Genomic DNA, 25527 nt, shown 5'->3' with positions numbered 1-25527 from the left:
CCCGCGATGTGGGGAGGGGTCGTTGGTCGGCGGCGCTGGATTCCGTGCGAAACGCACGGTCCACCTGGTCTTCACGCTCAAACGTGCCTGGTACGGGTTGCGCTACCGGCGGCTGACCCTCGGACGGGACGTGCAGATCCGCGGCCGGATCCGGCTGCGTCGGGGCGTACGGGTCACCATCGGCGACCGCACCCGCATCAACAAGCTGGTCCGTTTCGCCGGCCCCGGCGAGGTACGCGTGGGCGCCGACTGTCTGCTCAACGCCACCTGGATCGGCACCTGGACGTCGGTGACGGTCGGCGACAGGTGCCTGTTGTCCGACTGCGAGCTGCTCGACAACGACTTCCACAACCTGCCGCCCGACCAACGGCACGCGCCGCCCGGCCCGGCCACCCGCGCTCCGATTGTGCTGGAGGACAACGTCTGGGTCGGCGCGCACGCCCTGGTGCTCAAGGGGGTCCGTGTCGGCCGCGACAGCGTCGTGGGCGCGGCCTCGGTGGTGCGTACCGATGTGCCGCCGGGTGTCGTCGTCGTGGGCAATCCTCAACAGACGGTGAAGAAGTTCCATGACTGATGCCGCGCCCGCTCCCTGGCCAACCGACCCGTCCAGCTCCGGCGGCACCCGGGTGGTGACGCTCTCCGACCTGGTGCGGGTGCCGATGCACCGGCTGCGGCTGGTGGTCGTGGTCGCCCTGGTCGGCCTGCTCGCCGCCCTCGGCTACGTGCTGCTGGTCCCGGCGGCGGTGACCGCCCGCGCGGTCGTGGCGGTCCGACCGGTGGTCACCGACGCCTTCACGCCCAGCGGCGCGGGCGCCGACCGCGCCGTCAACATGAACGTGGAGAGTGGCCTCGCCACCGGCACCGAGGTGGTTCAGCGGCTCGCCGACGCCGTCGGTGGCGAGCCGCGCGACGTCCGCAACGCCCTGGAGGTCGAGGTGCCGACCGGCGGGCAGATCCTGCGCTTCACCTACCAGACACACGACGCGCAGCGGGCGGTGCAGGGCGCCAACCTCGCCGCGCGGGCCTACCTCGACGTGCGGCGGGCCATGTACGAGCAGCAGCGCGCCGAGATGCTGCGCTCCTACGACGCGAGCATCGCCAAGGTCGTCGCCCAGCAGACGGCGGTGCAGAAGCGCGCGAGCAGCGCCAAGGGCACCGCCGCCGGTGACGCGGCGCTGGCCGAGCTGTCCGGCATCAACAACCAGCTCACCCAGCTCAACACGGCCCGCACCGAGATCGCCGCGGTCGACGTCAACCCCGGCTGGGTCACCCAGACCGCCGAGCGGGCGCTGGTGACCTCCTCCGGGCACCGCCCGCTCTACCTGGTCGCCGGCCTGCTCGGCGGCGCGCTGATCGGCGTCGTGCTGGCGTACGCGTGGGAGTCGGCGGACCGGCGGGTCCGCTCGGTCACCGACGGCCGGGACGCCACCGGCCTGCCGTTGCTCGGCACGGTACGTCGGCCACCCTTGCGGGGCAGTCCCCGGGCGGTCGACGCGGACGTCCGCTATGTGGCGATGGCGGTCGCCGAGCGGGTACGCCAGCCGGCCCGGGTCGCGCTTGTCACCTCCCGCGAGGACGTCACGGCGCTCACCGCCGGGCTGGCCGTGGCGCTTGCCGCCGACGGTCGGGAGGTCTTCGTCGCCGACGACAGCGGCCGCGTCGAGCGCCTGCGTGCCGCCGTCCTCGCCGACCGTGGGCGGCTGCCCGTCGACCCGTCCCGCCCGCTGGTGCCCAAGCCGCGTCCGGCCGGCACACCGACGGCGGGCGGTGCTCCCGCCGATACGCCGGCGACTCGGCGGCCCTCCCCGCACCCGCCCGGCAGCCGTCCGTCCACCGACCCGGACGTGACGCTCACCCTGCCGCGGGTGGCGTCCGCCCGGACCGACAACGGCCGTCCAGCGTCGCCGGACGAGGTGACCGTGGGGGTGGGCAGCGTCCGCTTCGGCACCTGGCGGCAGGGCGCCGACCACGGTCTGGTGCTGTTCAACGCGCCACCGGCCGAGTCCGACGAGCGCGGCGTCGCGGTCGCCCGACAGGGCAGCGCGGTGGTGGTCGTCGAGCGGGACCGTAGCCGGCAGAGCGACCTGCGGCGGCTCGTGGAGCGGCTGCGCGCCGCCGGGGTCACCCCGCTGGGCTTCGTCCTCACCCGCAACGGCCGGGCCTGATCGGTGTCGGTCACCCGCGCCCCGGCGACCGAGCCGCCACCCGGTGACACACCGGCCGCCGCCGCAGTGACGCCGCCGACACCGCCACCCGCGCGGCTGCCGCTCTGGCCCCTGGCGTTGATGTTCGGCCTCGTGCCGCTCTGGTGGGCGCTCGGCGCGTTCTACCTGGGCTGGTCCCTGCTGGGCGCGCTGCTGCTGGCGGTGCTGCTCACCCGGGGCCGGGTGCCGCTGCCCCCGATGGCCGGCATCTGGCTGCTGTTCCTGGCGATCGTGGTCGTCAGCGCCACCCAACTTTCCTCACCGGCGTCGCTGCTGACGTTCGCCCTGCGCCTCGCCTTCTACCTGACGGCGCTGGTGGTCGGCGTCTACGTCTACGCCGCCGCCCGGGAACGTGCCGACCTGGTGGCGGTGCTCACCCCGCTCTGCGCGTTCTGGTTCGCGCTGGTGGTGCTGGGCTGGCTCGGGGTGCTCGTACCCCGGTTCGCGCTGGCCACCCCGATGGAGGTGCTGCTGCCCGCCGGCGTCGCCCGTACGCCGTTCATCCAGGACATGGTGCACCTGACCACCGCGGAATACAGCCCTCGCTCGCTCAACCCGATCTACCGGCCCGCCGCGCCGTTCGCGTACACCAACAACTACGGCAGCGCGTACGCGATGACGTTGCCCTGCGTGGTGGCGTACACCATGTTGCGCCGTCGCGGGCTGCTGCGGTGGGCGCTGCTGGCGTCGCTGCCGCTGTCGCTGGCCCCCGCCTTCCTCACCCTGAACCGGGCGATGTTCCTGAGCCTCGGCGCGGGGCTCGCCGTGCTCGGAGTGCGGGCCAGCCTGCGGGGCAACATCCGCGTCGCCGCCTCCATCGTCGGCGTGGTGGTGACCGGGGCGGTGGCCACGCTCTTCATCCCCATCACCGAGTTGATCAACAACCGGGTCGACTCCAGCGACACCAACAGCGATCGGTTGTCGCTCTACTCGGAGGTGATCCGCCGCGTACAGGACTCGCCGTGGCTGGGCTACGGCGCTCCGGTGAACGTGGACACCGTCTCCGCCGACGCGCCGATCGGCACGCAGGGGCAACTGTGGATGGTGCTGTTCAGTCACGGCGTACCGGCGCTGCTCTGTTTCCTGGGTTGGTTCGTGGCCGCCGCGGTGGTCTGCGCGCGGGCGACCTCGGCGGCCGGTCAGTGGTTGGCCGTCGTGCCGGTGGTCTGCCTCGTGCAGATCCCGTTCTACGGCATGGCCAACCAGAACCTGGCTGTCGCGTTCTTCGCGGTCGGCTTCGCCATGGCGCTCACCGAACGCGAACGCGCGCCCCGCCCGTACCGGTGGCATCCGCCGCTCGTCTCCACCACGGCGGTGCCGGCATGACCGCCGCCACCCGACCGCCGGCCGACGCCGGCCGGGACGGCCCGCCGAGCGCGGCCGCGGATACCAGCGCGGCCGAGACGCGCCGCAGCGCCCGCAGCGGGGTGGCCGGGTTGCTCGGCGCGGCCGTCAGCGGCCTGTTCGGGTTCGTGCTGGCCGTGGTGATCACCCGGGGGTACGGGACAGCCGGCGCGGGTGCGTTCTTCGCCGCGATCGGCGTGGTCACCGTGGCCACCGCGGTCTGCACGCTCGGCGCGGAGACCGGGCTCATGTGGGCCGTGCCCCGAAGGCGTCTCGGCGTCCGGGGTGACGCGGCCCGGGTGCTTCCAGTGGCGCTGATCCCACCGCTGCTGGCCGGGCTCGCCGTCGCCGTCGCGGGAGCGCTGAGCGCCGACGCGCTCGCCCCCCGCCTGCTGCGCGGCTCGGGCGACGCGGCCCACGGGTTGCTGACGCTGACCTTCGCCGCCGTGCCGGTGGTGGTGGCGATGACCCTGCTGCTGGCCGCGTTGCGCTGCGTACGGCCCATCCGCGCGTACGTCGGCGTGCAGTTCCTCCTGCTGCCGGTGGCCCGCCCGGCGCTGGTCGGCGCCGCCGCGCTGGCAAGCGGCGGGCTGCTCGCCGGCATGACCGGCTGGCTGGTGCCGGCGACCCTGGCGTTGCTGGCCTGCCTGGTGCTGGTGGCCGGGCCGCTCGGGGTGGGTCGGGGCGCGGCGCTCCGGCCGACCAGGTCCGACTGGTCGACGTTCTGGCGCTTCGCCCTGCCCCGGGCCGCCTCGGCGGCCATCGACGCCGGCAGCATGTGGGTGGGGGTGCTGCTGACGTCGGTGCTGGCCGGACCGGCCGACGCGGGCGTGTTCGGCGCGGTCGGCCGCTACGTGCTGGCCGGTCAGCTCGCCATGCAGGGCCTGCGGGTCGCGGTGTCACCGCAGCTGTCCCGGCTGCTCGGGCGTGGTGAGCGGGCCGCCGCGGCGGCCGTGCACCGGCAGTTGACCATCTGGGGGCTGGTGCTGTCCTGGCCGGTGTACCTGCTGCTGGCGGTGTTCGCGCTCGCGTTCCTGCAGTTGTTCGGCCGGGAGTTCACCGCCGGCGTGCCGGCGATGACGGTGTTGGCGCTGGCGATGTTGGTGAACACCGGTGTGGGCAACGTGCAGAGCCTGCTGCTGATGGGCGGACGCAGCGGCCTGCACCTGGTCTCCACGCTGGCCGGGCTCACCGTGACCGTCTCGCTCGGACTCTGGCTGATCCCCGGTCACGGCGCGACGGGCGCGGCGCTGGCGTGGGCCGCCGGCATCGCCACCGAGAACCTCACCGCCGCCGGCTTCGCCCGGTCGGTGGTCGGCGAACCGCTTGCCGGCAGGGCGACGCTGCGCGCTGCGGCGGCCACCGTCGGCGGTGTGGGCGTCGCGGCGGCGGTCGGCGTGCTCGCCGGGGGGCGTGGCCTGCCCGGCCTGGCGGTGGCGCTCGCCGTGCTGGTGGCCGGCTGCGTCGGCTTGTTGACGTTGCCCCGGGTGCGCGCCGGCATCCGGGTGACCATGAGGCAGATCCGTGGATCCGACGAGGCGGCCACGGCCGCCCGGCCGGCCCCGGCATCGACGAGAGGTAGGTGAGGGCCGTCGTGGCGTCCATCCGTGACCGGGTCAAGCAGTTGGTGCCGACCCAGGTGACCACCCGGGTGAAGGATTCCCTGGTCGACTACGGGGTGCGCACCAGTGACCGGCGACCCCTGCCGGACTTCTTGATCATCGGCACCAAACGGGGTGGCACCACCTCGCTGTGGAACTACCTCATCCAGCACCCGCTGGTGCCCCGGCTCTTCCCCGCGTGGAACACCAAGTCCGCGCACTACTTCGAGGAGCACTGGGGTCGCGGCGAGGCGTGGTACCGCTCGCACTTCCCGACCGAACGGCAGCGCGAGGCCCTCGCGAAGCGGCACGGCGGGCCGGTCCGGGTCGGCGAGGCCGCGCCGCTGTACATGTTCCACCCGCTCGCCGCGCAGCGGGTCGCCTCGCTGATGCCGACCGTGAAGCTGATCGTGCTGCTGCGTGATCCGGTCGAGCGGGCGTACTCGCACTGGAAGGAGCGCCGTACGCACGGCATCGAGCCGCTGGACTTCGCGGACGCGCTGGCCGCCGAGCCGGCGCGTACGGCGGGGGAGCGGGAGCGGCTCATCGCCGAGCCGGAGGCGTTCAGCGAGGCGTACGACTGGTACACGTACCGGGCGCGCGGGCGTTACCTGGAGCACCTGGAGCCGTGGCTGGACCGCTTCGACCCGGCCCAGATCCTCTTTCTGCCCAGCGAGGACCTGTACCGCGACTCCCGGGCCACCTACCGACGCACCCTCGACTTCCTCGGGCTGCCCGCGTACGACCTGCCGAACTTCAAGGTCTACAACGACCGGCGCTCGGCCCCGCTGGAGCCGGCGGTCCGCGCCGAGCTGACCGACTACTACCGCCCGTACAACGACGCGCTGCGCGAACGGCTCGGGTTGGACCTCGACTGGGCGGACCGGGCGGCGTGACGACCGGGGTCACCCCGGCCACGGACCCCCGTTCGCGGACGGACGGGCTGGGCTGGGTCAGTCGTGCGGTGTTTCCGGACGACCGGGTCCACCTGACGGTGGGCGGCGCGGTGCCGGCCGGGCAGCGGGCGGTCGCCCGGTACGCCGTGGTGCCGTCGGTGGCGCGGGCGCGGTTCCTGGTGCCGCTGGGTGCGCCCCGGGCCGGCGCGGCGTCGCTGCTGGCGTACAACGCGTTGCGGCCGCCGAAGGTGCGCGCGTTCCGGGCGGCGCTCGGTGGGCTGGCCCGACTGGGCGGGGCGGGCCTGGCGCCGTTTCCGACGCTGACCGTGTCGGTGCCGGTGGGGGCGCCGGTGGCCGATCTGGTGCTGAGCGAGCGGCTCGCGGCCGCGTTGGGCGGTGCGCCCCTGCTGGCCGCGTGCGGCGTTCGTCCGCCGGACCCGAACGCCAAGCCCACGCTGCAACTGTTCACCGTCGACGGTCGTCCCCGCGGCTACGCGAAGATCGGCTGGAACGACGCCACCCGTGCCCTGGTCACCGCCGAGGCCGCCGCGCTGCGGGCGCTGCGCGTCGTGGCCGGTGTGCCCGACCACCCGGCGCCGCCCGGGCTGCTCACCGAGACGGCGTGGGCCGGTCAGGCCGTCGCGGTGATCGAGCCGCTGCCGCCGGACGTACGGGGAGTGCCGGCCGACGACCCGCCGCGGATCGCGGCGTTGCTCGCGGTCGCCCGGCGGGGCGGTGAGCCCGGTGTGCCGCGCCCGTTGGCCTCGTCGACGTTCCTGGCTCGAATGGTCGCGCAGGCGCAGCGGGCCGCCGTGGCCGGGTCCGCCGGGGCGCGGGCGGTGGCGGCGATCGCCGCGCTGACCCGCCGACACGGCGACACGACCGTCGAGTTCGGTCACTGGCACGGCGACTGGGTGCCGTGGAACCTGGGCACGCACGACGGCCGCCTGGTCGCCTGGGACTGGGAGCACAGCGGCCCGGACGTGCCGGTCGGCTTCGACCTCGCGCACGACGCGTTCCAGCGGTCGCTGGTGCTGCGTGGCGAATCGGCCGAGGTGGCCGCCGCGGCCGTGGACGCGTGCCTGGGGCGACACGGTGGGCGGCTCGGCCTCGACGCGGCGCGGTGCGCGCTGGTGGCCGACGCGTACCTGCTGGAGATGTGGCTACGTACGTGGCGGCTCGCCGACGCCGGCGCCGGGTGGAACCCGGCGCTGCATCCCGCACTGTTGGACGTCATTGAGAAACGACATAGCGAGTGAACAGGAGAATTCCCGACGCCGGGGACGCGTCATAGAGTGATTACATAATGGCAGGTCGTGACGGTGATCGATGGGCTGTGGGGTCGACAGTGGGCCTGAGCATGCCGAAGGGAGATCGTCGCCTCGTCCGGTCGCGCTATTCAACGACCGGAAAACCTGTGATCTGCTTCTGCCTTGCGTGAATCGGAATTCCAAGCGGACTTGTGGGGAGTCGCGTGGACACGAACATCGACGACGAGTCGCCGGTGCTGCTGCTGGTCGGATCCAGCGGTGGTCATCTGGCCCAACTTCTCGCCCTGCGGCCCTGGTACGAACGGTGGCGGCGCTGCTGGGTCACCTTCGACACCCCGGAGGCGGTGTCGCTGCTGACCGGTGAGGACCTGGTGCCGGCGCACCATCCGACCACCCGGAACGTACCGAATCTGCTGCGCAACGCGCGGCTGGCCTGGCGGGTGCTGCGGCGTCGGCGGGTCGCCGCCGTGGTCACCACCGGCGCGGGCGTCGCCGTGCCGTTCGTGGTGCTGGCCCGCCTCCGTCGCATCCCGACGGTCTACATCGAGGTGTACGACCGGATCGACACCCCGACGCTGACCGCTCGGCTCTGCCGCCCGTTCCTGTCCGCGATGCTCGTGCAGTGGGACGAGCAGCGCCGGCAGTACCCGGAGGCCACCGTCGTGGGGACGCTGCTGTGAGCGGGGAGACGGGCACCGCCCGCCGCGCCCAGTCGCCCCGGGCCGACGCCGCCGCCGAGCCGTCGCGGCTGCCGCGCCAGCGCGACACGACGCCCGTCGAGCGGCCCCTGCTGCTCGTCGCCGTCGGTACCGACAAGCATCCCTTCGACCGGCTCGTGGACTGGCTGGCGCAGTGGCACGCGCAGGCCGGCCCGGTCGGGCTGACCCTGCAGCACGGGCACACGGTCGCGCCGTCCCTGCCGGGCGCGGTGCCCTTCCTCGGCCACGACGCCCTGCAACAGGCGATGGCCGACGCCGACCTGGTGGTGTGTCACGGAGGGCCGGCGACGATCCTGGAGGCCCGCCGGCACGGCCACCTGCCCATCGTGGTGCCCCGGGACCCGTCGCGCGGCGAGCACGTCGACGACCATCAGCAGCTCTTCGCGCGCCGCCTCGGCGCGGCGGGTCTGGTGGTGCTCTGCGAGACCCGCGAGGAACTGCACGACGCGCTCGCCGCCGGCCAGGCCGACCCTTCCCGGTACGCGGTCCGGGCCGACCCGGCCGCGCACGAGGCCCGCCGCGCGGCCGTGGCCAGGGTCGGGCAGATCGTGGACGACCTGGTGGCGCGCTCGAACCGGCGCCGACCCCGCTGGCGGACCTGGACCCGCACGGGCCAGCCGACGAAGGAGACCCGATGACCCGGCAGCCGAGCGTCAGCGTGGTGGTGCCCACCCGGGACCGCCCCGAGCTGCTGCGCGCGGCCCTCGCCGCGATCCTCGCCCAGGAGTACCCGGGCACGATCGAGGCCGTGGTCGTGTTCGACCAGTCCACGCCGGACGAGTCGCTGACCGCCCTGGGCGGTCCGGGCCGGACGGTCCGGGTGATCGCGAACGGGCGCACGCCCGGGCTGGCCGGCGCGCGCAACAGCGGCACCCTCGCCGCCGAGGGTGACCTGGTCGCGTTCTGCGACGACGACGACGAGTGGCTGCCCGGCAAACTGGCGGCCCAGGTGGAGGCGTTGGCCGCCGACCCGGGCGCGGAGTTCGTCTGCTGCGGCATCCGGGTCAGCTACGACGGGCACACCGTCGACCGGGTGCTCGACAAGGACCGGATCACCCTCGACGACCTCCTGCGCGACCGGCTGACGGAGCTGCACCCGTCCACCTTCCTGATCCGGGCGACGGCGCTGCGCGACGGCTTCGGCCTGGTCGACGAGGAGATCCCGGGCAGCTACGCGGAGGACTACGAGTTCCTGCTGCGCGCCGCCCGCAGCGCGCCGCTGATCAACCTGCGGACGCCGTCGGTGCTGGTGCGCTGGCACAAGCGGTCGTACTTCGCGCAGCGCTGGGACACCATCTCCGAGGCGTTGCAGTGGCTGCTGCGGCGCTACCCGGAGTTCGCCGGGCAACCGGCCGGCGAGGCCCGGGTCACCGGGCAGATCGCCTTCGCGCGGGCCGCCTCCGGCGACCGGCGCGGGGCCCTGCGCTGGGCCCGGCACACGCTGCGCCGCAATCCTCGCGAGCCACGCGCCTACCTGGCGCTGGCGGTCGCCGGCCGGGTGGTCCGGGCCGACTCGGTGCTGCGCACGCTGCACAAGCGCGGTCGGGGCATCTGATCCGTCCCGCCCTGCGGACGGTCCTCGCCGTCCGCAGGGCGGGACGCGACGGGCAGCGCGACGTGCCCGTCGCGCGCCGTGACAGACTGACCGCTGTGTTGCGCTGGTTGACTGCAGGTGAATCGCACGGTCCCGCCCTCGTCGCGCTGCTGGAGGGGGTGCCGGCCGGCATCGAGGTGAGCACCGCCGAGATCGCGGGCGAGCTGGCCCGCCGCCGGCTGGGCTATGGCCGCGGCGCCCGGATGTCGTTCGAGCGGGACGAGGTCGAGGTGATCGGCGGACTGCGGCACGGCCGCACGCTGGGCAGCCCGGTGGCGATCCGGGTCGGCAACTCCGAGTGGCCCAAGTGGCAGACGGTGATGGCCGCCGACCCGGTCGATCCCGACGAGCTGGCCCGGCAGGCCCGCAATGCGCCGCTGACCCGCCCCCGGCCCGGCCACGCCGACCTGGCCGGCATGCAGAAGTACGGCCACACCGACGCGCGCCCGATCCTGGAGCGCGCCAGCGCCCGGGAGACCGCCGCCCGGGTGGCCGTCGGCACGGTCGCCAAGGCGTTGATCCGGCAGGCGCTCGGCATCGAGATCGTCTCGCACGTGGTCGAGTTGGGTCCGGTGGCCGCGAAGCCCGGGCTGCGTCCGACCCCGCAGGACGCCGACCGCATCGACGCCGACCCGCTGCGCTGCCTCGACCCGGACGCCAGCGCCCTGATGGTCGCCGAGGTCGACGCCGCGAAGAAGGCCGCCGACACGCTCGGCGGCGTGGTGGAGGTGCTGGCGTACGGGGTGCCGCCGGGCCTGGGCAGTCACGTGCAGTGGGACCGCAAGCTCGACGCCCGACTGGCCACCGCGCTGATGTCCATCCAGGCGATCAAGGGCGTCGAGATCGGCGACGGGTGGCAGCAGGCACGCTCCCGTGGCTCCGAGGCGCACGACGAGATCATTCCGTCCGCCACCGGCGTCCGCCGCGTCACCGACCGGGCCGGAGGGCTGGAGGGTGGCATCACCACCGGCGAGCCGTTGCGGGTGCGCGCCGCCATGAAGCCGATCTCGTCGCTCAACCGGGCGCTGGCCACCGTGGATGTCGTCACCGGCGAGCCGGCGACCGCCATCAACCAGCGCTCCGACGTCTGCGCCGTGCCCGCCGCCGCGATCGTCGCCGAGGCGATGGTGGCCCTCGTGCTCGCCGAGGCGGCCACCGAGAAGTTCGGTGGCGACTCGGTCGTCGAGATCCGCCGCAACGTGGCCGGCTACCTCGACGCGCTGGTCATCCGCTGATGGCGCCGGTCGTCGTTCTGGTCGGGGTGCCCGGCTGCGGCAAGACCACCGTGGGGCAGGCGCTCGCCGCCTCCCTCGGGGTGGAGTTCCGGGACACCGACGCCGACATCGAACAGATGGCCGGCAAGAGCATCCCGGAGATCTTCATCGACGAGGGCGAGGAGCACTTCCGGGCCCTGGAGAGGGCGGCCGTGGCGGCGGCGCTCGCGTCCGGCACGGGTGTGCTCGCCCTGGGTGGCGGCGCCGTCCTGGCCGAGGAGAACCGGGCCGCCCTGGTGGGGCATCGGGTCGTCCACCTGTCGGTGGAGCTGCCCGACGCGGTGAAGCGGGTGGGGCTCGGCGCGGGCCGACCGCTGCTGGCGATCAACCCGCGAGCCACCCTCAAGCACCTGATGGACCAGCGCAAGCCACTGTACGCCGAGGTGGCGACCGACACGGTGGTCACCGACGGCCGCACCCCGGCGGCCGTCGTCGCCGACGTCGCCGCCCTGCTCCCACGCTGACGCCGCCCGGGCCGCCCCCGCCCCGCCGCGCGATCTTGCAGTTGCTGCGCCGACGTACCGGGGCATTTCCGGTATCTCGACAACCACAACCGCAAGATCGGCGCGGTGTCAGGCTCGGGCGATCAGGTCGAGGACGTCGGCCAGCGCCTTCGGCTCACTGAGCATCGGCCAGTGCCCGGTGGGCAGCTCGTACAACGGGCCGTCGGCCAGGCCGGTGAAGAACGGGTGCCGTTGGGCGATCATCTCGCGCACCACGGTCAGCGGGAAGGTGCTCGCGACCAGCGCGGTCGGCACCGGGCGGCCACCCGTGCGGCGTACCGGGTCGGTCGCCGTCCGCAGCGGCTGCCCGGTGGAACGCTCACGCAGGAGGGACAGCGTCGACTCGTCCAGGCCGGCCAGGTTGGTCGGGTCGGCCGCCGGGTCCCAGGCCGGCGGTGGCAGCAGGTGGCCGTCGCCGATCGCCGCGCGCAGCCGCTGCTGCTCCTGCGGCGGCACCGTGTCGAACTGCGCCGTACCGTCCGGGAGCGGGCCACTCTCCACGTAGATCACGCGGGCGATTCGGTCCGGCACGAGGTCGGCCGCCTGGGTCACCGGCATACCGCCGCCCGAGTGCCCGACCAGCAGCACGTCGCGCAGATCCTCGACCTCGATCAACCGGACGATGTCGGTGGTGTGCGTCCCCAGGGTCACCTGCGGCCCGGCGAGGTGGTGGCGCTCGGCCACCCCGGTCAACGTCAGTGGGTGCACGTCGTGCCCCTGCGCACGCAGCAGGCCGGTCACCTCCCGCCACGCCCAGGCGCCCAACCAGAACCCCGGCACCAGTACGAACGTCGCCATCTGTCACTCCTTCTCTCGGCTACCGACCGACCGTACGATCGAAACCGGACAGGATCCGCCCGGTTTGAAGGAGTGGCCCGTGTCTCATCCCGCCGGTCGGGTGCTGGCCCTGCTCGAGCTGCTCCAGGCCCGGCACCGGGCGACGGCCGGTGACCTCGCGAGCCGGCTCGGTGTGGACGAACGGACCGTGCGCCGCTATGCGGCCACCCTGGTCGAGCTGGGCATCCCGGTGCTCGCCGACCGGGGCCGCCACGGCGGCTACCGGCTGCATCCCGGGTACAAGCTGCCGCCGCTGATGCTCACCGACGACGAGGCGGTGGCCGTGCTGCTCGGCCTGGTCCTCGCCGAACGGGTGGGACTGGCCACCGAACTGCCGGCCACGGCGACCGCGCTGGCGAAGATTGACCGGGTGCTGCCGGCGGCGCTCGCCGACCGGCTCACCGCTGTGCGGGAGCACCTCGGCTTCACACTGCGGCGGCCCGAGCCCCAGGCGCGACCGGCGTCGGGCACCCTGCTGGCTCTGGCCACGGCCGCCCGGCGGCGGCAGCGGGTGAGCCTGGACTACCGCTCGTGGCGCGGTGAGCGGTCGCATCGTGACCTCGACCCGTACGGGCTGGTCTTCCACGCCGGCCGTTGGTACGTCACCGGTCACGACCACCGGCGCGGCGAGGTGCGCACGTTTCGACTGGACCGGATCGGCGCCGTCACGCCCGGCACGGCGACGTTCACGGTGCCGGACGGCTTCGACGCGGTGGCGTGGCTGACCCGGTCGCTGGCCGGCGTGCCGTACCGGCACGAGGTCGAGGTGCTGCTGGAGACCGATCTGGTCGCCGCCCGGCGGCGCATCCCGGGCAGTGTGGCCGAGCTGACCCCCAGCGGCGACGGCGTGCTGCTGCGCGCCCGTGCCGAGAGCCTGCCCGGCATGGCCGCGCTGCTCGCCGGCCTGGGCTGCCCGTTCACCGTGCGCCACCCGGACGCGTTGCGCACCGCCGTGGCCGAGCACGCCCGTCTGCTGGCCGACTGGGCCGCCCGGCCAGCAGGTGGACAGACGCCCTCGCCACGCCGTCCGCTGGACTAGGCTGCCGGCGATGGACGAGGTGACCCGGATTCCGGTCGGCGGCGAACGACCGTACGACGTGCTGGTAGGACGCGACCTGCTGGGCGCGCTGCCGGGGCTGCTGCCCGGCGCGACCCGGGCGGCGGTGCTGCACACGCCCCCGCTCAAGGCCCTGGCCGACGCGCTCGGTGAACGGCTGCGCGCGGCGGGCGTCGAGCCGCTGCCGATCGAGGTGCCCGACGCGGAGTCGGGCAAGCAGATCGACGTGGCGGCCGCCTGCTGGGACCGGCTCGGCGCGGCCGGTTTCACGCGTACCGACGCGGTGGTCGGGGTCGGCGGCGGCGCGGTGACCGACCTGGCCGGGTTCGTCGCGGCCTGCTGGCTGCGCGGGGTGCGCTGGGTGCCGGTCGCCACCTCCCTGCTGGGCATGGTGGACGCGGCCGTGGGCGGCAAGACGGGGATCAACACCGCCGCCGGCAAGAACCTGGTGGGCGCGTTCCACCCGCCGGTCGGTGTGCTCGCCGACCTGGCCACCCTCGACAGCCTGCCCGCCGTCGACCTGGCGGCCGGGTTGGCCGAGGTGGTCAAGTGCGGGTTCATCGCCGACCCGGTGATCCTGGATCTTGTCGAGCGTGACCCGGCGGCGGCGACCGACCCGCGCGGGCCGGTGACCCGGGAGCTGATCGAGCGGGCGATCCGGGTCAAGGCCGACGTGGTGGCCGGCGACCTGCGTGAGTCGGGCGTCCGGGAGGTGCTCAACTACGGCCACACGCTGGCGCACGCGATCGAGCAGAACGAGGGCTACCGCTGGCGGCACGGTCTAGCGGTCGCGGTCGGCCTGGTGTACGCCGCCACGCTGGCCCGGCTCGCCGGCCGGCTGGACGCCCCGACCGCCGACCGGCACCGGAGCACCCTGACGGCGCTCGGCCTGCCGGTGAGCTACCCCGCCGAGGCCTGGCCGCGGCTGCTGGCCACGATGCGGGTCGACAAGAAGGCCCGGGGCGCCCGGCTGCGGTTCGTGGTGCTGGACGGGCTGGCCCGGCCGGCGATGCTGGAGGGCCCGGATGACGCCCTGCTCGAAGCCGCCTACCGCGAGCTGGCCACTGCATGAGGGTGTACGTGCTGAACGGGCCGAACCTGGGTCGGCTGGGCACCCGGGAGCCCGCCGTGTACGGCTCGACGACCTACGCCGACCTGGTGGCGCTGTGCGAGGCCACCGGTCGGGAGCTGGGACTCGACGTCACGGTCCGGCAGACCGACGCCGAGCACGAGCTGCTCGGCTGGCTGCACGACGCCGCCGACGAGGGCGCGGCCGTGGTGCTCAACCCGGCCGCCTGGTCGCACTACTCGTACGCGGTGCGCGACGCGTGCGCCATGCTGCGTGGGCCGCTGGTGGAGGTGCACATCTCGAACATCCACACCCGCGAGGAGTTCCGGCACCATTCGGTGGTCTCCGCCGTGGCGACCGGGGTGATCTGCGGTCTCGGCATTGACGGCTACCGTCTCGCGCTGCACCACCTCGCCACCCGCACCGCCTGAACGGCAACTGCGTCTCCTGCCCCCCGCCGCGTCGAATCACGCTGCGTAACGACGCTGCTGGACGTGGGCCGTCACTGGCTGTCGCTGACTGTCGGCCGCGCTCCGGCGGTCGCCCCGGTCGTCGCGTCCTTTGCTCTGCTTCAATCACGGAAACACCTGCGGTGAGCTGCGCATAGTCGGTGTCGAGGCAGACGGCTCTCCCTGTCGAATGCCACTCAGGGTGACTGTTGCCTGGGGTGAAGCAGAGCAAAGGCTGCGGGAGTGGTGCGGCCGGGGGCGGCCGGTCGGTAACGGCTTGTAACCAATCTCGGGGTGTTGGCGGCACGGCGGACGTGCACCGGTCGTTCTCGGGGCATCGTGGTCGCGGACGGCCGACCACGGCGGGTAACACATCTCGGCGCAGCTTGTAGACTTGCCAGGTCTGTCCGCCAATTGATGATCAAGGCAGGAAATGGCCTCCACCAACGACCTCAAAAACGGCCTGGTACTCAACCTTGACGGCGAGCTCTGGTCCGTCGTCGAGTTCCAGCACGTCAAGCCCGGTAAGGGTGGTGCGTTCGTCCGCACCACGCTGAAGAACGTGCTGTCCGGGAAGGTGGTCGACAAGACCTTCAACGCGGGCACCAAGGTCGAGACCGCGACCGTGGACAAGCGCACGATGCAGTACCTGTACGCCGACGGTGAGGACTTCGTCTTCATGGATCTGGAGACCTTCGACCAGATCACCGTGCCCGGCGGCACCGTCGGGGAGGCAGCCAACTATCTGCTGCCCGAGGCGGAGGCGACCGTCGCCACCCACGAGGATGTGCCGCTCTACATCGAGCTGCCCACCAGCGTCGTGCTCGAGGTGACCTACACCGAGCCGGGTCTGCAGGGTGACCGCTCGACCGGTGGCACCAAGCCGGCGACCGTCGAGACCGGGGCGACCGTGCCGGTTCCGCTGTTCATCACCACCGGTGAGAAGATCAAGGTCGACACCCGCGACGGCCGTTACCTCGGCCGCGCCTGATGGCTGAGGGTCCCAAGCAGCAGATGCCGGCGCGCCGCAAGGCGCGCAAGCGGGCGCTGGACGTCCTGTACGAGGCCGATCTGCGGGATCGTCCGCCCGTCGAGGTTCTGGCCGGTTACCTCCAGCGCATCGAACAGCCCCGCCCGGAGCACCTTGGCTACACCGTGGGGCTGGTCGAGGGGGTCGCCGAGCACCTTGATCGGATCGACGAGCTGATCGCCAGCTACGCCGAGGGCTGGACCCTCGACCGGATGCCGGTGGTCGACCGCAACCTGGCCCGGATCGCCGTCTACGAGCTGCTCTACGTCGACGAGATCGACGACGCGGTGGCGATCAGCGAGGCGGTCGAGCTGGCCCGGCAGATGTCGACCGATGATTCGCCGCGCTTCCTCAACGGTGTGCTCGGCCGCATCGCCGAGTACGCCACCCGCTGAGCCGACGCGAGCACCGAGCACCGCGAACGAGAAGGGGCCGTGCCAGCTGGCACGGGCCCTTCTCGTCGAACGGCAGATCAGTGAAGCGACAGCTCAGGAGGCGAAGAACGCCCGGGGGTCGGCCACCAGCACGCCGTGCTCGGTGAGCCGCTCGATCAGACCCGACGGTGAGGCGTCGTAGACGATGGCGAGCGCCCGGAGGTCGTCGGCGCGGATGGAGAGCACCCGGCCGTTGTAGTCACCGCGCTGCTGCTGGATCGCGCGGGCGTAGCGGGCGACGTAGGCCAGGTCCTCGGAGGCCTCGTCGTAGAGCCGCTCCAGGTCCAGGACGATCTTGCTGGTGGGCTCGTGCCGGACACCGCTGCCGTCGGGCAGCAGCTCCGAGACGGGGACACGGTAGAACTCGGCCAGCTCGGCCAGACGGGACACCGTCACGGCCCGGTCGCCACGCTCGTACGAGCCGACCACCACGGCCTTCCACCGCCCGTTCGACTTCTCCTCCACACCCTGCAGGGAGAGGCCCTGCTGCTGGCGGATGGAGCGCAGGCGGGCGCCCAGAGATTTGGCGTATTCAGAGGGCATTCGGACACTCCCAGTGCTGCTCGGGGTTCTCCCGTCGATCGCTACGGAGCGTGACGGTACGGGGAATGGGACACCTGGTCAAGTGGTCGTGACCTTACCGTTGGGGAGGGCCGAGGGGGTCAGCGGTGTTTCAGGGATCTGATCCGGTGGTCAGCGGCCGCTGTCGGTCGGCGCGGTGACCACTGGTAACGTGGCGTGAAGCCCCGGCCAGGGCGGCTCACGCTCCCCGGCCGGAGGTGCCCGACATCCTTTAACGACCCGTCCCGTGAGGCGGGGAAGGAGGTCCGCCGTGGCGTCCCCACAGGCTGCCCGCCCGTCACCACCGCGACAACCCTCGGTGAAGGTGATCCTCGCCAGCGCCGACGTGCAGCGGGTGGTCGACCGCATCGCCCACCAGATCCTGGAGAAGACCCAGGGAGCGGCCGACACCGTGCTGCTTGGGATTCCCACCCGCGGCGTCCCCCTCGCGCGGCGGCTCGCCGCCCGGATCAGCACCTTCGAGGACGTCGTCGTCCCGGTCGGTGTGCTCGACATCACGCTCTACCGCGACGACCTGCGCCGGCACGCCACCCGCGCGATCGGCCCGACCCAGGTGCCCAGCGGCGGCATCGACGGCAAGAGGGTGATCCTCGTCGACGACGTGCTCTTCTCCGGCCGCACCGTGCGGGCCGCGCTCGACGCGCTCAACGACGTCGGTCGGCCGGCGTCCGTGCAACTCGCCGTGCTGGTCGACCGCGGCCACCGCGAGCTGCCGATCCGCGCCGACTACGTCGGCAAGAACATCCCCACCGCGCTCGCCGAGAGCGTCAAGGTGACGCTCGCCGAGACCGACGGAACGGACGAGGTCAAGCTCTACGGGGGAGCTCACTCATGATCAGGCACCTGCTCTCCGGCGCGGACCTGGACGCCGACACCGCCACCGAGATCCTGGACACCGCCGCCGAGATGGCCACCGTCGCCGGCCGGGAGATCAAGAAGCTGCCCGCGCTGCGCGGCCGGACGGTGGTGAACCTCTTCTACGAGGACTCCACCCGGACCCGGATCTCGTTCGAGGCGGCGGCGAAGCGACTGAGCGCCGATGTGATCAACTTTTCCGCCAAGGGGTCCAGCGTCGCCAAGGGCGAGAGCCTGAAGGACACGGCGCTGACCCTGCAGGCGATGGGCGCGGACGCGGTCGTCGTACGGCACCCCGCCTCCGGCGCCCCGCACCGCCTGGCCAACTGGGTGGACGGGTCGGTCGTGAACGCGGGCGACGGCACGCACGAGCACCCGACCCAGGCGCTGCTCGACGCGTACACCATGCGGGCCCGGCTGGGCCGGCTCGCCGGCCTGTCGGTCGCGGTGGTCGGGGACGTGCTGCACTCCCGGGTGGCCCGCTCCAACGTGCTGCTCCTGTCGACCCTCGGCGCGAAGGTCACCCTGGTCGGCCCGCCCACGCTCATCCCCGTCGACATCGCCGGAGCGCTCGCCCCGGGCATCGACGTGTCGTACGACCTCGACTCGGTGCTGCCGAACGTGGACGCGGTGATGATGCTGCGCGTGCAGCGGGAGCGGATGCGGGACTCCTACTTCCCCTCCGCCCGCGAGTACGCCCGCCGCTACGGGCTGGACGGTCCCCGGATGCGTCGCCTGCCCGAGCACGCGATCGTCATGCACCCCGGTCCGATGAACCGCGGGATGGAGATCACCCCCGAGGTCGCCGACTCACCCCGCTCCACCATCGTCGAACAGGTCACCAACGGGGTCTCCGTCCGGATGGCTGTTCTGTACCTGCTGCTCGGAGGGAACAACCGGTGACCGCGTACCTCATCACCAGCGTGAGCATCGTCGGCGCCGCGCCGACCGACCTGCTGATCCGCGACGGCGTCGTCGCCGAGGTCGGTCCGGGGCTGTCCGCGCCGGACGCCACCGTCATCGACGGAACCGGCCTGGTGGCCCTGCCCGGCCTGGTCGACCTGCACACCCACCTGCGCGAACCCGGCCGGGAGGACGCCGAGACGGTCGAGTCCGGTTCCCGGGCGGCGGCGCTGGGCGGCTACACGGCGGTCTGCGCGATGGCCAACACGTCGCCGGTCGCGGACACCGCCGGCGTGGTCGAGCAGGTCTGGCGGCTCGGCCGGGAGGCCGGGATGGTCGACGTGCAGCCGATCGGGGCGGTCACCGTCGGGTTGGCCGGCGAGCGCCTCGCCGAGTTGGGGGCGATGGCCGACTCCGCCGCCCGGGTACGGATCTTCTCCGACGACGGGCACTGCGTCGCCGACCCGTTGCTGATGCGCCGGGCCCTGGAGTACGTCAAGGCGTTCGACGGGATCATCGCCCAGCATGCCGAGGAGCCCCGCCTCACCGAGGGCGCCCAGATGCACGAGGGTGAGGTCTCCACCCGGCTCGGGCTGATCGGCTGGCCGGCGGTCGCCGAGGAGGCGATCATCGCCCGGGACGTGCTGCTCGCCGAGCACGTGGGCAGCCGACTGCACGTCTGCCACGTCTCCACCGCCGGCAGCGTCGAGGTGCTGCGCCAGGCCAAGGCCCGCGGGGTGCGCGTCACCGCCGAGGTCACCCCGCACCACCTGTTGCTCACCGACGAGCGCGCGGAGAGCTACGACCCGGTCTTCAAGGTCAACCCGCCGTTGCGTACGGCCGCCGACGTCGCCGCGCTGCGCGCCGCGCTCGCCGACGGCGTGATCGACATCATCGCCACCGACCACGCCCCGCACGCCGTGGAGGACAAGGAGTGCGAGTGGGCGTACGCCCGGCCGGGGATGCTCGGCCTGGAGACGGCGCTGTCCATCGCGCTGGACGTGCTCGGTCCCGAGTGGGACCTGATCGCCGAGCGGATGTCCCGCGTCCCCGCCCGGATCGCCGGCCTGACCGGGCACGGCGTCGATCCCGCCCCGGGCGCCCCGGCCACCCTGACCCTGGTCGACCCGGCCGCCCGCCGCACCATCGAGCCGGCAGAGCTGGCCAGCCGCAGTCGCAACACCCCGTACGCCCGCATGACGCTGCCGGGTCGCATCGTGGCGACCTTCCTGCGCGGCGAGCCGACGGTCCTGGACGGAAAGGCAATCAAGTGACGCGTAGACGTTCCGCGATCCTCGTGCTCGAGGACGGGCGCACGTTCCCCGGTGAGGCGTACGGCAGCGTCGGGGAGACCTTCGGCGAGGCGGTCTTCACCACCGGCATGACCGGTTACCAGGAGACGCTGACCGACCCGTCCTACCACCGTCAGGTGGTCGTGCAGACCGCCCCGCACATCGGCAACACCGGCGTCAACGGCGAGGACGACGAGTCCAGTCGAATCTGGGTGGCCGGGTACGTGGTCCGCGACCCGGCCCGGATCGGCTCGAACTGGCGGGCCACCGGCGGTCTCGAGGACCGCCTCGCCACCGAGGGCGTGGTGGGCATCAGCGGGGTGGACACCCGTGCGCTGACCCGGCACCTGCGCGATCGGGGTGCCATGCGGGTGGGCATCTCCAGTGTCGAGAAGGACCCGCAGAGCCTGCTGGCCCGGGTCCGGCAGTCACCGCAGATGGTCGGCGCGGACCTGTCCACCGAGGTGACCACTCCCGAGCCGTACGTCGTCGACGCGATCGGCGAGCACCGGTTCACGGTGGCCGCGCTCGACCTGGGGATCAAGCGCAACGTGCCGCGCCGGCTCGCCGCGCGCGGGGTGACCACCCACGTGCTGCCGGCCTCGTCGAGCATCGAGGACCTGCTCGCCACCGGCGCCGACGCGATCTTCCTATCGCCCGGACCCGGTGACCCGGCCACGGCCGACGGTCCGGTGGCGGTGGCCCGGGAGGCGCTGCGGCGGCAGGTGCCGCTGTTCGGCATCTGCTTCGGCAGCCAGATCCTCGGTCGGGCGCTCGGGTTCGGCACCTACAAGCTGGGCTACGGCCACCGGGGCATCAACCAGCCGGTGCTCGACCGGGCCACCGGCAAGGTCGAGGTCACCAGCCACAACCACGGCTTCGCGGTCGAGGTGCCGGGTGCCGGCGCGGTGGTTCCCGACCAGGTGATCGACACCGACTTCGGTGGTGTCCAGGTGTCGCACGTCTGCCTCAACGACAACGTGGTCGAGGGGCTGCGGGCCGTGGACGTCCCCGCCTTCACCGTCCAGTACCACCCGGAGGCGGCGGCCGGTCCCCACGACGCGGACTACCTCTTCGACCGCTTCGCCGAGTTGATCGGAAGCCGGAACCACAGCAAGGGGCGCAGCAATGCCTAAGCGGACCGATCTGAAGCACATCCTCGTCATCGGCTCCGGGCCGATCGTCATCGGCCAGGCCTGCGAGTTCGACTACTCCGGCACCCAGGCGTGCCGGGTGCTGCGCAGCGAGGGGATCCGGGTCAGCCTGGTCAACTCCAACCCGGCCACGATCATGACCGACCCGGAGTTCGCCGACGCGACGTACGTCGAGCCGATCACCCCGGAGTTCGTCGAGCTGGTCATCGCCAAGGAGCGCCCGGACGCGATCCTGGCGACCCTCGGCGGGCAGACCGCGCTGAACACCGCCGTCGCCCTGCACTCCAACGGCGTCCTGGAGAAGTACGGCGTCGAGCTGATCGGCGCGAACATCGACGCCATCAACCGGGGTGAGGACCGCCAGCTCTTCAAGGAGATCGTCGCGAAGGCCGGCGTACGCCTCGGCGTCGAGGACCCGGCCACGCTGGTGCCCCGTTCCCGGGTGTGCCACTCGATGGACGAGGTCGAGGCGACCGTCGCCGAGCTGGGCCTGCCGGTGGTGATCCGGCCGTCGTTCACGATGGGCGGCCTGGGCTCCGGCATGGCGCACACCCCGGAGGACCTGGCCCGCATCGCCGGCGACGGCCTGGCGGCCAGCCCGGTGCACGAGGTCCTGATCGAGGAGAGCGTGCTCGGCTGGAAGGAGTACGAGCTGGAGCTGATGCGCGACCGGCACGACAACGTGGTGGTCGTCTGCTCCATCGAGAACATCGACCCGATGGGCGTGCACACCGGCGACAGCGTCACCGTGGCCCCGGCCATGACGCTCACCGACCGGGAGTACCAGCACCTTCGTGACCTGGGTATCGCCGTGCTGCGCGAGGTCGGGGTGGACACCGGCGGCTGCAACATCCAGTTCGCGGTCAACCCGGTCGACGGCCGGATCGTCGTGATCGAGATGAACCCCCGGGTGTCGCGCTCCTCGGCGCTGGCTTCCAAGGCGACCGGTTTCCCGATCGCGAAGATCGCCGCGAAGCTGGCCATCGGCTACACGCTCGACGAGATCCCCAACGACATCACGCTGAAGACCCCGGCGGCGTTCGAGCCGACCCTGGACTACGTGGTGGTGAAGATCCCCCGGTTCGCGTTCGAGAAGTTCCCCGGCGCGGACCCGGAGCTGACCACCACGATGAAGTCGGTGGGCGAGGCCATGAGTCTCGGGCGCAACTTCAGCGAGGCGCTGAACAAGGCCATGCGGTCGATGGAAACCAAGGCGGTCGGCTTCTGGACCACTCCGGATCCGGCGGGCGTCACCCTGGCGGACACCCTCGCCGCGCTGCGCGTGCCGCACGACGGCCGGCTCTACACCGTGGAACGGGCGCTGCGTCTCGGCGCGTCGATCAGCGAGGTGAGCGAGGCGTCCGGCGGCATCGACCCCTGGTTCCTGGACCAGATCGCGGCGTTGATCGAGCTGCGGACCGAGATCGTCGACGCGCCGGTGCTCGACGCCGAGCTGCTGCGCCGTGCCAAGCGGGCCGGGCTCTCCGACCGGCAGCTCGCCGCGCTGCGTCCGGAGCTGGCGGCCGAGGACGGCGTACGCGCCCTGCGGCACCGCCTCGACGTCCGCCCGGTCTACAAGACCGTCGACACCTGCGCGGCCGAGTTCGAGGCCAGCACGCCCTACCACTACTCGTCGTACGACTCCGAGACCGAGGTCGTGCCGTCGGACCGGCCGAAGGTGCTGATCCTCGGCTCCGGCCCGAACCGGATCGGGCAGGGCATCGAGTTCGACTACTCGTGCGTGCACGCCGTGCAGGCGCTGCGGGCGGCCGGCTACGAGACCGTGATGGTCAACTGCAACCCGGAGACGGTGTCGACCGACTACGACACCGCCGACCGGCTCTACTTCGAGCCGCTGACCTTCGAGGACGTCCTGGAGGCCTGGCACGCGGAGGACTCCTCCGGGCGCGCGGCCGGAGGCCCGGGCGTGGTCGGTGTGGTCGTGCAGCTCGGCGGCCAGACCCCGCTGGGATTGGCGCAGCGGCTCAAGGACGCGGGCGTGCCGGTGGTCGGCACTTCGCCGGAGTCGATCCACCTGGCCGAGGAGCGGGGCGCGTTCGGCGCCGTTCTGGCCCGCGCCGGGCTGCGCGCGCCGGCACACGGCATGGCCACCTCGTACGACGAGGCCAAGACGATCGCCGACGAGATCGGCTACCCGGTACTGGTCCGTCCGTCCTACGTGCTCGGTGGGCGCGGCATGGAGATCGTGTACGACGACCCGACGCTGCGTGACTACATCGGCCGGGCCACCGACATCTCCGGCGACCACCCGGTGCTGGTGGACCGGTTCCTCGACGACGCCATCGAGATCGACGTGGACGCCCTGTGCGACGCCGACGGCGAGGTCTACATCGGCGGCGTGATGGAGCACATCGAAGAGGCCGGTATCCACTCCGGAGACTCGTCCTGCGCGTTGCCGCCGATCACCCTGGCGGGCTCGCACCTGGCCGAGGTCCGCCGGTACACCGAGGCCATCGCCCGGGGTGTCGGCGTGCGCGGTCTGCTCAACGTGCAGTACGCGCTCAAGGACGACGTGCTCTACGTGCTGGAGGCCAACCCGCGCGCGTCGCGGACGGTTCCGTTCGTCTCGAAGGCGACGGCGGTGCCGCTGGCCAAGGCGGCGGCCCGGATCGCGCTGGGCGCGACCATCGCCGAGCTGCGTGCCGAGGGTCTGCTCCCGGCGACGGGGGACGGTGGGACGATGCCCGCCGACGCGCCGATCGCGGTCAAGGAGGCGGTGCTGCCGTTCAAGCGCTTCCGTACCCGCGCGGGCAAGGGGATCGACTCGCTGCTCGGCCCGGAGATGAAGTCGACGGGTGAGGTGATGGGCATCGACACCAACTTCGGGCACGCCTTCGCCAAGAGCCAGTCGGCCGCGTACGGGTCGTTGCCGACCGCCGGGAAGATCTTCGTGTCGGTGGCCAACCGCGACAAGCGCGGCATGATCTTCCCGATCAAGCGGCTGGCCGACCTGGGCTTCGAGATCGTGGCGACCGCCGGTACCGCCGAGGTGCTGCGCCGGCACGGCATCGCCTGCGAGCAGATCCGCAAGCACTACCAGGCCGGCGAGGGCGACGACGCCGTGTCGCTGATCCTGCGCGGAGACGTGGCCCTGGTGATCAACACGCCGCAGGGCTCGGGCGCGAGCGCCCGCTCCGACGGGTACGAGATCCGCAGCGCGGCCGTCACCGCCGACATCCCGTGCATCACCACGGTCCCCGGCGCCGCCGCGGCCGTGATGGGGATCGAGGCACGTATCCGGGGCGACATGCGGGTGCGCCCGTTGCAGGATCTACACGCGACCCTGCGGGCGGCGCAGTGACGGTGTTCGAGCGGGTCGTCCGGCCCGGGTTGTTCCGGCTCGGCGGCGGGGACGCCGAGACGGCGCACGAGTGGACGCTGCGGCGGTTGGCCGCACTGTCGCGGCGTCCCGCTGCGCTGGCCGCGCTGCGGGCCCGGTACGTCGTCGAAGCGCCGCGCACGGTCTTCGGCGTGCGATTCCCCAACCCGGTCGGGTTGGCCGCCGGCATGGACAAGGACGGCGCCGCGCTGCCGGCCTGGCCGGCGCTCGGCTTCGGCTTCGTGGAGGTCGGCACGGTCACCGCGCACGCCCAGCCGGGCAATCCGCGGCCCCGGCTGTTCCGGCTGCCGGCCAGCGAGGCGGTGGTCAACCGGATGGGCTTCAACAACGCCGGCGCCGAGGCGTTGGCCGCCCGGCTGGCGGCGTTGCCCCGTCCACTCGGGGTGCCGTTGGGCATCTCGCTGGGCAAGTCCAAGGTGACTCCGCTCGACGAGGCGGTCGAGGACTACCTGGCCTCGTACCGGGCGCTGCGTGGGCACGGCGACTACTTCGCGGTGAACGTGTCGTCGCCGAACACGCCAGGTCTGCGGTCGTTGCAGGACCGTGCCCACCTGGACGCGCTGCTCGGCGCGCTGGTGGGGGAGAAGCCGGTGCTGGTGAAGATCGCGCCGGACCTGACCGAGGCGGCGATCGCCGAGTTGCTGGAGGTCTGCCTGGCCCGAGGCGCCGCCGGGGTGATCGCCACCAACACCACCCTGGCCCGCGACGGGCTGGCCGCCGTGGACACCGACCGTGGCGCAGAGGCCGGCGGCCTGTCCGGTCGGCCGCTGACCGGCCGTGCCCGGGACGTGGTGGCCTTCGTGCACCGCGAGACCGGCGGCCGGCTGCCCATCGTCGGGGTCGGCGGCGTGCTCGACCCGGACGACGCCACCCGGATGTTCGATGCCGGCGCCGCCCTCGTGCAGCTCTACACGGGCTTCATCTACCGGGGCCCGGCCCTGGTCCGGGCGGCGGCCCGCGCGAGCGCCACGGCGGCGACGCCGGATCCGGTCGCCGGCCGGTGACCAGCCGTCGGCCCGGCGGCACCGCCGGGTCCGTCCGTCGGTCGGCCGAGGACCCCGACCGGTCACTGCCGCCTTTGCTCTGCTTCAACCAAGG

At 72.8% G+C, this 25527-nt stretch carries 24 protein-coding genes; 22 read left to right on the top strand and 2 right to left on the bottom strand.

Going from position 1 to position 25527, the window contains the following annotated elements; genetic code table 11:
- Positions 1 to 22 precede the first annotated feature (22 nt).
- From ACIA3K_RS18270 to ACIA3K_RS18220, 11 genes are all read left to right on the top strand, one after another.
- Entirely contained in the window at positions 23 to 574 is a 552-nt protein-coding gene (locus ACIA3K_RS18270; protein WP_396802350.1) for an acyltransferase, read from the top strand.
- The gene (locus tag ACIA3K_RS18265) at positions 567 to 2165 is read left to right on the top strand and encodes a lipopolysaccharide biosynthesis protein (protein WP_396802348.1); all 1599 of its coding nucleotides are present in this window, start codon (positions 567 to 569) and stop codon (positions 2163 to 2165) included. The genes ACIA3K_RS18270 and ACIA3K_RS18265 overlap by 8 nt, the downstream gene beginning before the upstream one ends.
- Before the next feature lie 120 nt (positions 2166 to 2285).
- Positions 2286 to 3530, top strand: coding sequence for an O-antigen ligase family protein (locus ACIA3K_RS18260; RefSeq protein WP_396802523.1), 1245 nt, complete (start codon positions 2286 to 2288; stop codon positions 3528 to 3530).
- On the top strand, positions 3527 to 5134 hold the full coding sequence (locus ACIA3K_RS18255; RefSeq protein WP_396802347.1) for a lipopolysaccharide biosynthesis protein: 1608 nt from the start codon (positions 3527 to 3529) through the stop codon (positions 5132 to 5134). Before ACIA3K_RS18260 ends, ACIA3K_RS18255 begins: the two co-directional genes overlap by 4 nt.
- A gap of 8 nt (positions 5135 to 5142) precedes the next feature.
- On the top strand, positions 5143 to 6045 hold the full coding sequence (locus ACIA3K_RS18250) for a sulfotransferase domain-containing protein (RefSeq protein ID WP_396802522.1): 903 nt from the start codon (positions 5143 to 5145) through the stop codon (positions 6043 to 6045).
- Entirely contained in the window at positions 6042 to 7304 is a 1263-nt protein-coding gene (locus ACIA3K_RS18245; RefSeq protein ID WP_396802346.1) for a hypothetical protein, read from the top strand. The genes ACIA3K_RS18250 and ACIA3K_RS18245 overlap by 4 nt, the downstream gene beginning before the upstream one ends.
- Positions 7305 to 7519: 215 nt before the next feature.
- Positions 7520 to 7996 carry a UDP-N-acetylglucosamine--LPS N-acetylglucosamine transferase gene (locus ACIA3K_RS18240; protein ID WP_396802345.1) on the top strand — a complete coding sequence of 159 codons (477 nt, stop codon included), beginning with the start codon at positions 7520 to 7522 and terminating at the stop codon, positions 7994 to 7996.
- A 110-nt stretch (positions 7997 to 8106) separates the two neighbouring features.
- Complete coding sequence (locus ACIA3K_RS18235) at positions 8107 to 8673, top strand: glycosyltransferase (protein WP_396802521.1); 567 nt, start codon at positions 8107 to 8109, stop codon at positions 8671 to 8673.
- Positions 8670 to 9590, top strand: a complete 921-nt coding sequence (locus ACIA3K_RS18230) for a glycosyltransferase family 2 protein (protein ID WP_396802343.1) — start codon at positions 8670 to 8672, stop codon at positions 9588 to 9590. The genes ACIA3K_RS18235 and ACIA3K_RS18230 overlap by 4 nt, the downstream gene beginning before the upstream one ends.
- Before the next feature lie 95 nt (positions 9591 to 9685).
- Complete coding sequence (gene aroC, locus ACIA3K_RS18225) at positions 9686 to 10864, top strand: chorismate synthase (protein WP_396802341.1); 1179 nt, start codon at positions 9686 to 9688, stop codon at positions 10862 to 10864.
- Positions 10864 to 11367 carry a shikimate kinase gene (locus ACIA3K_RS18220; protein ID WP_396802340.1) on the top strand — a complete coding sequence of 168 codons (504 nt, stop codon included), beginning with the start codon at positions 10864 to 10866 and terminating at the stop codon, positions 11365 to 11367. Before aroC ends, ACIA3K_RS18220 begins: the two co-directional genes overlap by 1 nt.
- A 108-nt stretch (positions 11368 to 11475) precedes the next feature.
- On the opposite strand, the gene ACIA3K_RS18215 is transcribed toward ACIA3K_RS18220, so the two are convergent.
- Positions 11476 to 12204, bottom strand: a complete 729-nt coding sequence (locus ACIA3K_RS18215) for an alpha/beta fold hydrolase (RefSeq protein ID WP_396802339.1) — start codon at positions 12202 to 12204, stop codon at positions 11476 to 11478.
- A 79-nt stretch (positions 12205 to 12283) separates the two neighbouring features.
- Between ACIA3K_RS18215 and ACIA3K_RS18210 the strand changes: the two genes are divergently transcribed.
- The 5 genes from ACIA3K_RS18210 (at position 12284) to nusB (ending at position 16243) form a co-directional block, all read left to right on the top strand.
- Positions 12284 to 13282 carry a helix-turn-helix transcriptional regulator gene (locus tag ACIA3K_RS18210; RefSeq protein WP_396802337.1) on the top strand — a complete coding sequence of 333 codons (999 nt, stop codon included), beginning with the start codon at positions 12284 to 12286 and terminating at the stop codon, positions 13280 to 13282.
- A gap of 10 nt (positions 13283 to 13292) precedes the next feature.
- Positions 13293 to 14372 carry a 3-dehydroquinate synthase gene (gene aroB, locus ACIA3K_RS18205; protein ID WP_396802336.1) on the top strand — a complete coding sequence of 360 codons (1080 nt, stop codon included), beginning with the start codon at positions 13293 to 13295 and terminating at the stop codon, positions 14370 to 14372.
- Positions 14369 to 14800 (top strand): type II 3-dehydroquinate dehydratase, encoded by a 432-nt coding sequence (gene aroQ / locus ACIA3K_RS18200; RefSeq protein WP_396802335.1) that lies wholly within the window; start codon positions 14369 to 14371, stop codon positions 14798 to 14800. Before aroB ends, aroQ begins: the two co-directional genes overlap by 4 nt.
- Before the next feature lie 451 nt (positions 14801 to 15251).
- Positions 15252 to 15809 (top strand): elongation factor P, encoded by a 558-nt coding sequence (efp, locus tag ACIA3K_RS18195; protein ID WP_355053076.1) that lies wholly within the window; start codon positions 15252 to 15254, stop codon positions 15807 to 15809.
- Between the two features lie 23 nt (positions 15810 to 15832).
- Positions 15833 to 16243: a transcription antitermination factor NusB gene (gene nusB / locus ACIA3K_RS18190; protein WP_355053144.1), complete on the top strand. Its 411-nt coding sequence runs from the start codon at positions 15833 to 15835 to the stop codon at positions 16241 to 16243.
- Between the two features lie 93 nt (positions 16244 to 16336).
- Here nusB and ACIA3K_RS18185 read toward each other — a convergent pair whose 3' ends face one another.
- A complete protein-coding gene (locus ACIA3K_RS18185; RefSeq protein ID WP_007458348.1) occupies positions 16337 to 16825 on the bottom strand; it encodes a transcriptional regulator in 489 nt (162 codons plus the stop codon).
- Positions 16826 to 17114: 289 nt separating this feature from the next.
- On the opposite strand from ACIA3K_RS18185, the gene pyrR reads away from it, so the two are divergent.
- The 6 genes from pyrR to ACIA3K_RS18155 are packed head-to-tail and all read left to right on the top strand — an operon-like array spanning position 17115 to position 25433.
- Positions 17115 to 17699 carry a bifunctional pyr operon transcriptional regulator/uracil phosphoribosyltransferase PyrR gene (pyrR, locus tag ACIA3K_RS18180; RefSeq protein ID WP_396802334.1) on the top strand — a complete coding sequence of 195 codons (585 nt, stop codon included), beginning with the start codon at positions 17115 to 17117 and terminating at the stop codon, positions 17697 to 17699.
- Positions 17696 to 18622, top strand: a complete 927-nt coding sequence (locus ACIA3K_RS18175) for an aspartate carbamoyltransferase catalytic subunit (RefSeq protein WP_396802333.1) — start codon at positions 17696 to 17698, stop codon at positions 18620 to 18622. The genes pyrR and ACIA3K_RS18175 overlap by 4 nt, the downstream gene beginning before the upstream one ends.
- A complete protein-coding gene (locus tag ACIA3K_RS18170) occupies positions 18619 to 19896 on the top strand; it encodes a dihydroorotase (RefSeq protein ID WP_355053079.1) in 1278 nt (425 codons plus the stop codon). Before ACIA3K_RS18175 ends, ACIA3K_RS18170 begins: the two co-directional genes overlap by 4 nt.
- Complete coding sequence (gene carA / locus ACIA3K_RS18165; RefSeq protein WP_396802332.1) at positions 19893 to 21050, top strand: glutamine-hydrolyzing carbamoyl-phosphate synthase small subunit; 1158 nt, start codon at positions 19893 to 19895, stop codon at positions 21048 to 21050. Before ACIA3K_RS18170 ends, carA begins: the two co-directional genes overlap by 4 nt.
- Positions 21043 to 24390 carry a carbamoyl-phosphate synthase large subunit gene (carB, locus tag ACIA3K_RS18160; protein ID WP_396802331.1) on the top strand — a complete coding sequence of 1116 codons (3348 nt, stop codon included), beginning with the start codon at positions 21043 to 21045 and terminating at the stop codon, positions 24388 to 24390. Before carA ends, carB begins: the two co-directional genes overlap by 8 nt.
- Complete coding sequence (locus ACIA3K_RS18155; RefSeq protein ID WP_396802330.1) at positions 24387 to 25433, top strand: quinone-dependent dihydroorotate dehydrogenase; 1047 nt, start codon at positions 24387 to 24389, stop codon at positions 25431 to 25433. Before carB ends, ACIA3K_RS18155 begins: the two co-directional genes overlap by 4 nt.
- Positions 25434 to 25527 lie beyond the last annotated feature (94 nt).

Origin of the sequence: Micromonospora sp. NPDC051543 (assembly GCF_044454415.1) — a bacterium.
GTDB lineage: Bacteria > Actinomycetota > Actinomycetes > Mycobacteriales > Micromonosporaceae > Micromonospora.
This window is presented reverse-complemented; position numbering and strand designations above follow the sequence as displayed.

What these genes read in the sequence shown, in the direction of transcription:
- ACIA3K_RS18265 (WP_396802348.1), top strand. Translation starts at nt 567, where the DNA reads ATGACTGATGCCGCGCCCGCTCCCTGGCCAACCGACCCGTCCAGCTCC.
- ACIA3K_RS18260 (WP_396802523.1), top strand. Translation starts at nt 2,286, where the DNA reads ATGTTCGGCCTCGTGCCGCTCTGGTGGGCGCTCGGCGCGTTCTACCTG.
- ACIA3K_RS18255 (WP_396802347.1), top strand. Translation starts at nt 3,527, where the DNA reads ATGACCGCCGCCACCCGACCGCCGGCCGACGCCGGCCGGGACGGCCCG.
- ACIA3K_RS18230 (WP_396802343.1), top strand. Translation starts at nt 8,670, where the DNA reads ATGACCCGGCAGCCGAGCGTCAGCGTGGTGGTGCCCACCCGGGACCGC.
- ACIA3K_RS18220 (WP_396802340.1), top strand. Translation starts at nt 10,864, where the DNA reads ATGGCGCCGGTCGTCGTTCTGGTCGGGGTGCCCGGCTGCGGCAAGACC.
- ACIA3K_RS18215 (WP_396802339.1), bottom strand. Translation starts at nt 12,204, where the DNA reads ATGGCGACGTTCGTACTGGTGCCGGGGTTCTGGTTGGGCGCCTGGGCG.
- aroB (WP_396802336.1), top strand. Translation starts at nt 13,293, where the DNA reads ATGGACGAGGTGACCCGGATTCCGGTCGGCGGCGAACGACCGTACGAC.
- aroQ (WP_396802335.1), top strand. Translation starts at nt 14,369, where the DNA reads ATGAGGGTGTACGTGCTGAACGGGCCGAACCTGGGTCGGCTGGGCACC.
- efp (WP_355053076.1), top strand. Translation starts at nt 15,252, where the DNA reads ATGGCCTCCACCAACGACCTCAAAAACGGCCTGGTACTCAACCTTGAC.
- nusB (WP_355053144.1), top strand. Translation starts at nt 15,833, where the DNA reads ATGCCGGCGCGCCGCAAGGCGCGCAAGCGGGCGCTGGACGTCCTGTAC.
- ACIA3K_RS18185 (WP_007458348.1), bottom strand. Translation starts at nt 16,825, where the DNA reads ATGCCCTCTGAATACGCCAAATCTCTGGGCGCCCGCCTGCGCTCCATC.
- ACIA3K_RS18175 (WP_396802333.1), top strand. Translation starts at nt 17,696, where the DNA reads ATGATCAGGCACCTGCTCTCCGGCGCGGACCTGGACGCCGACACCGCC.
- carB (WP_396802331.1), top strand. Translation starts at nt 21,043, where the DNA reads ATGCCTAAGCGGACCGATCTGAAGCACATCCTCGTCATCGGCTCCGGG.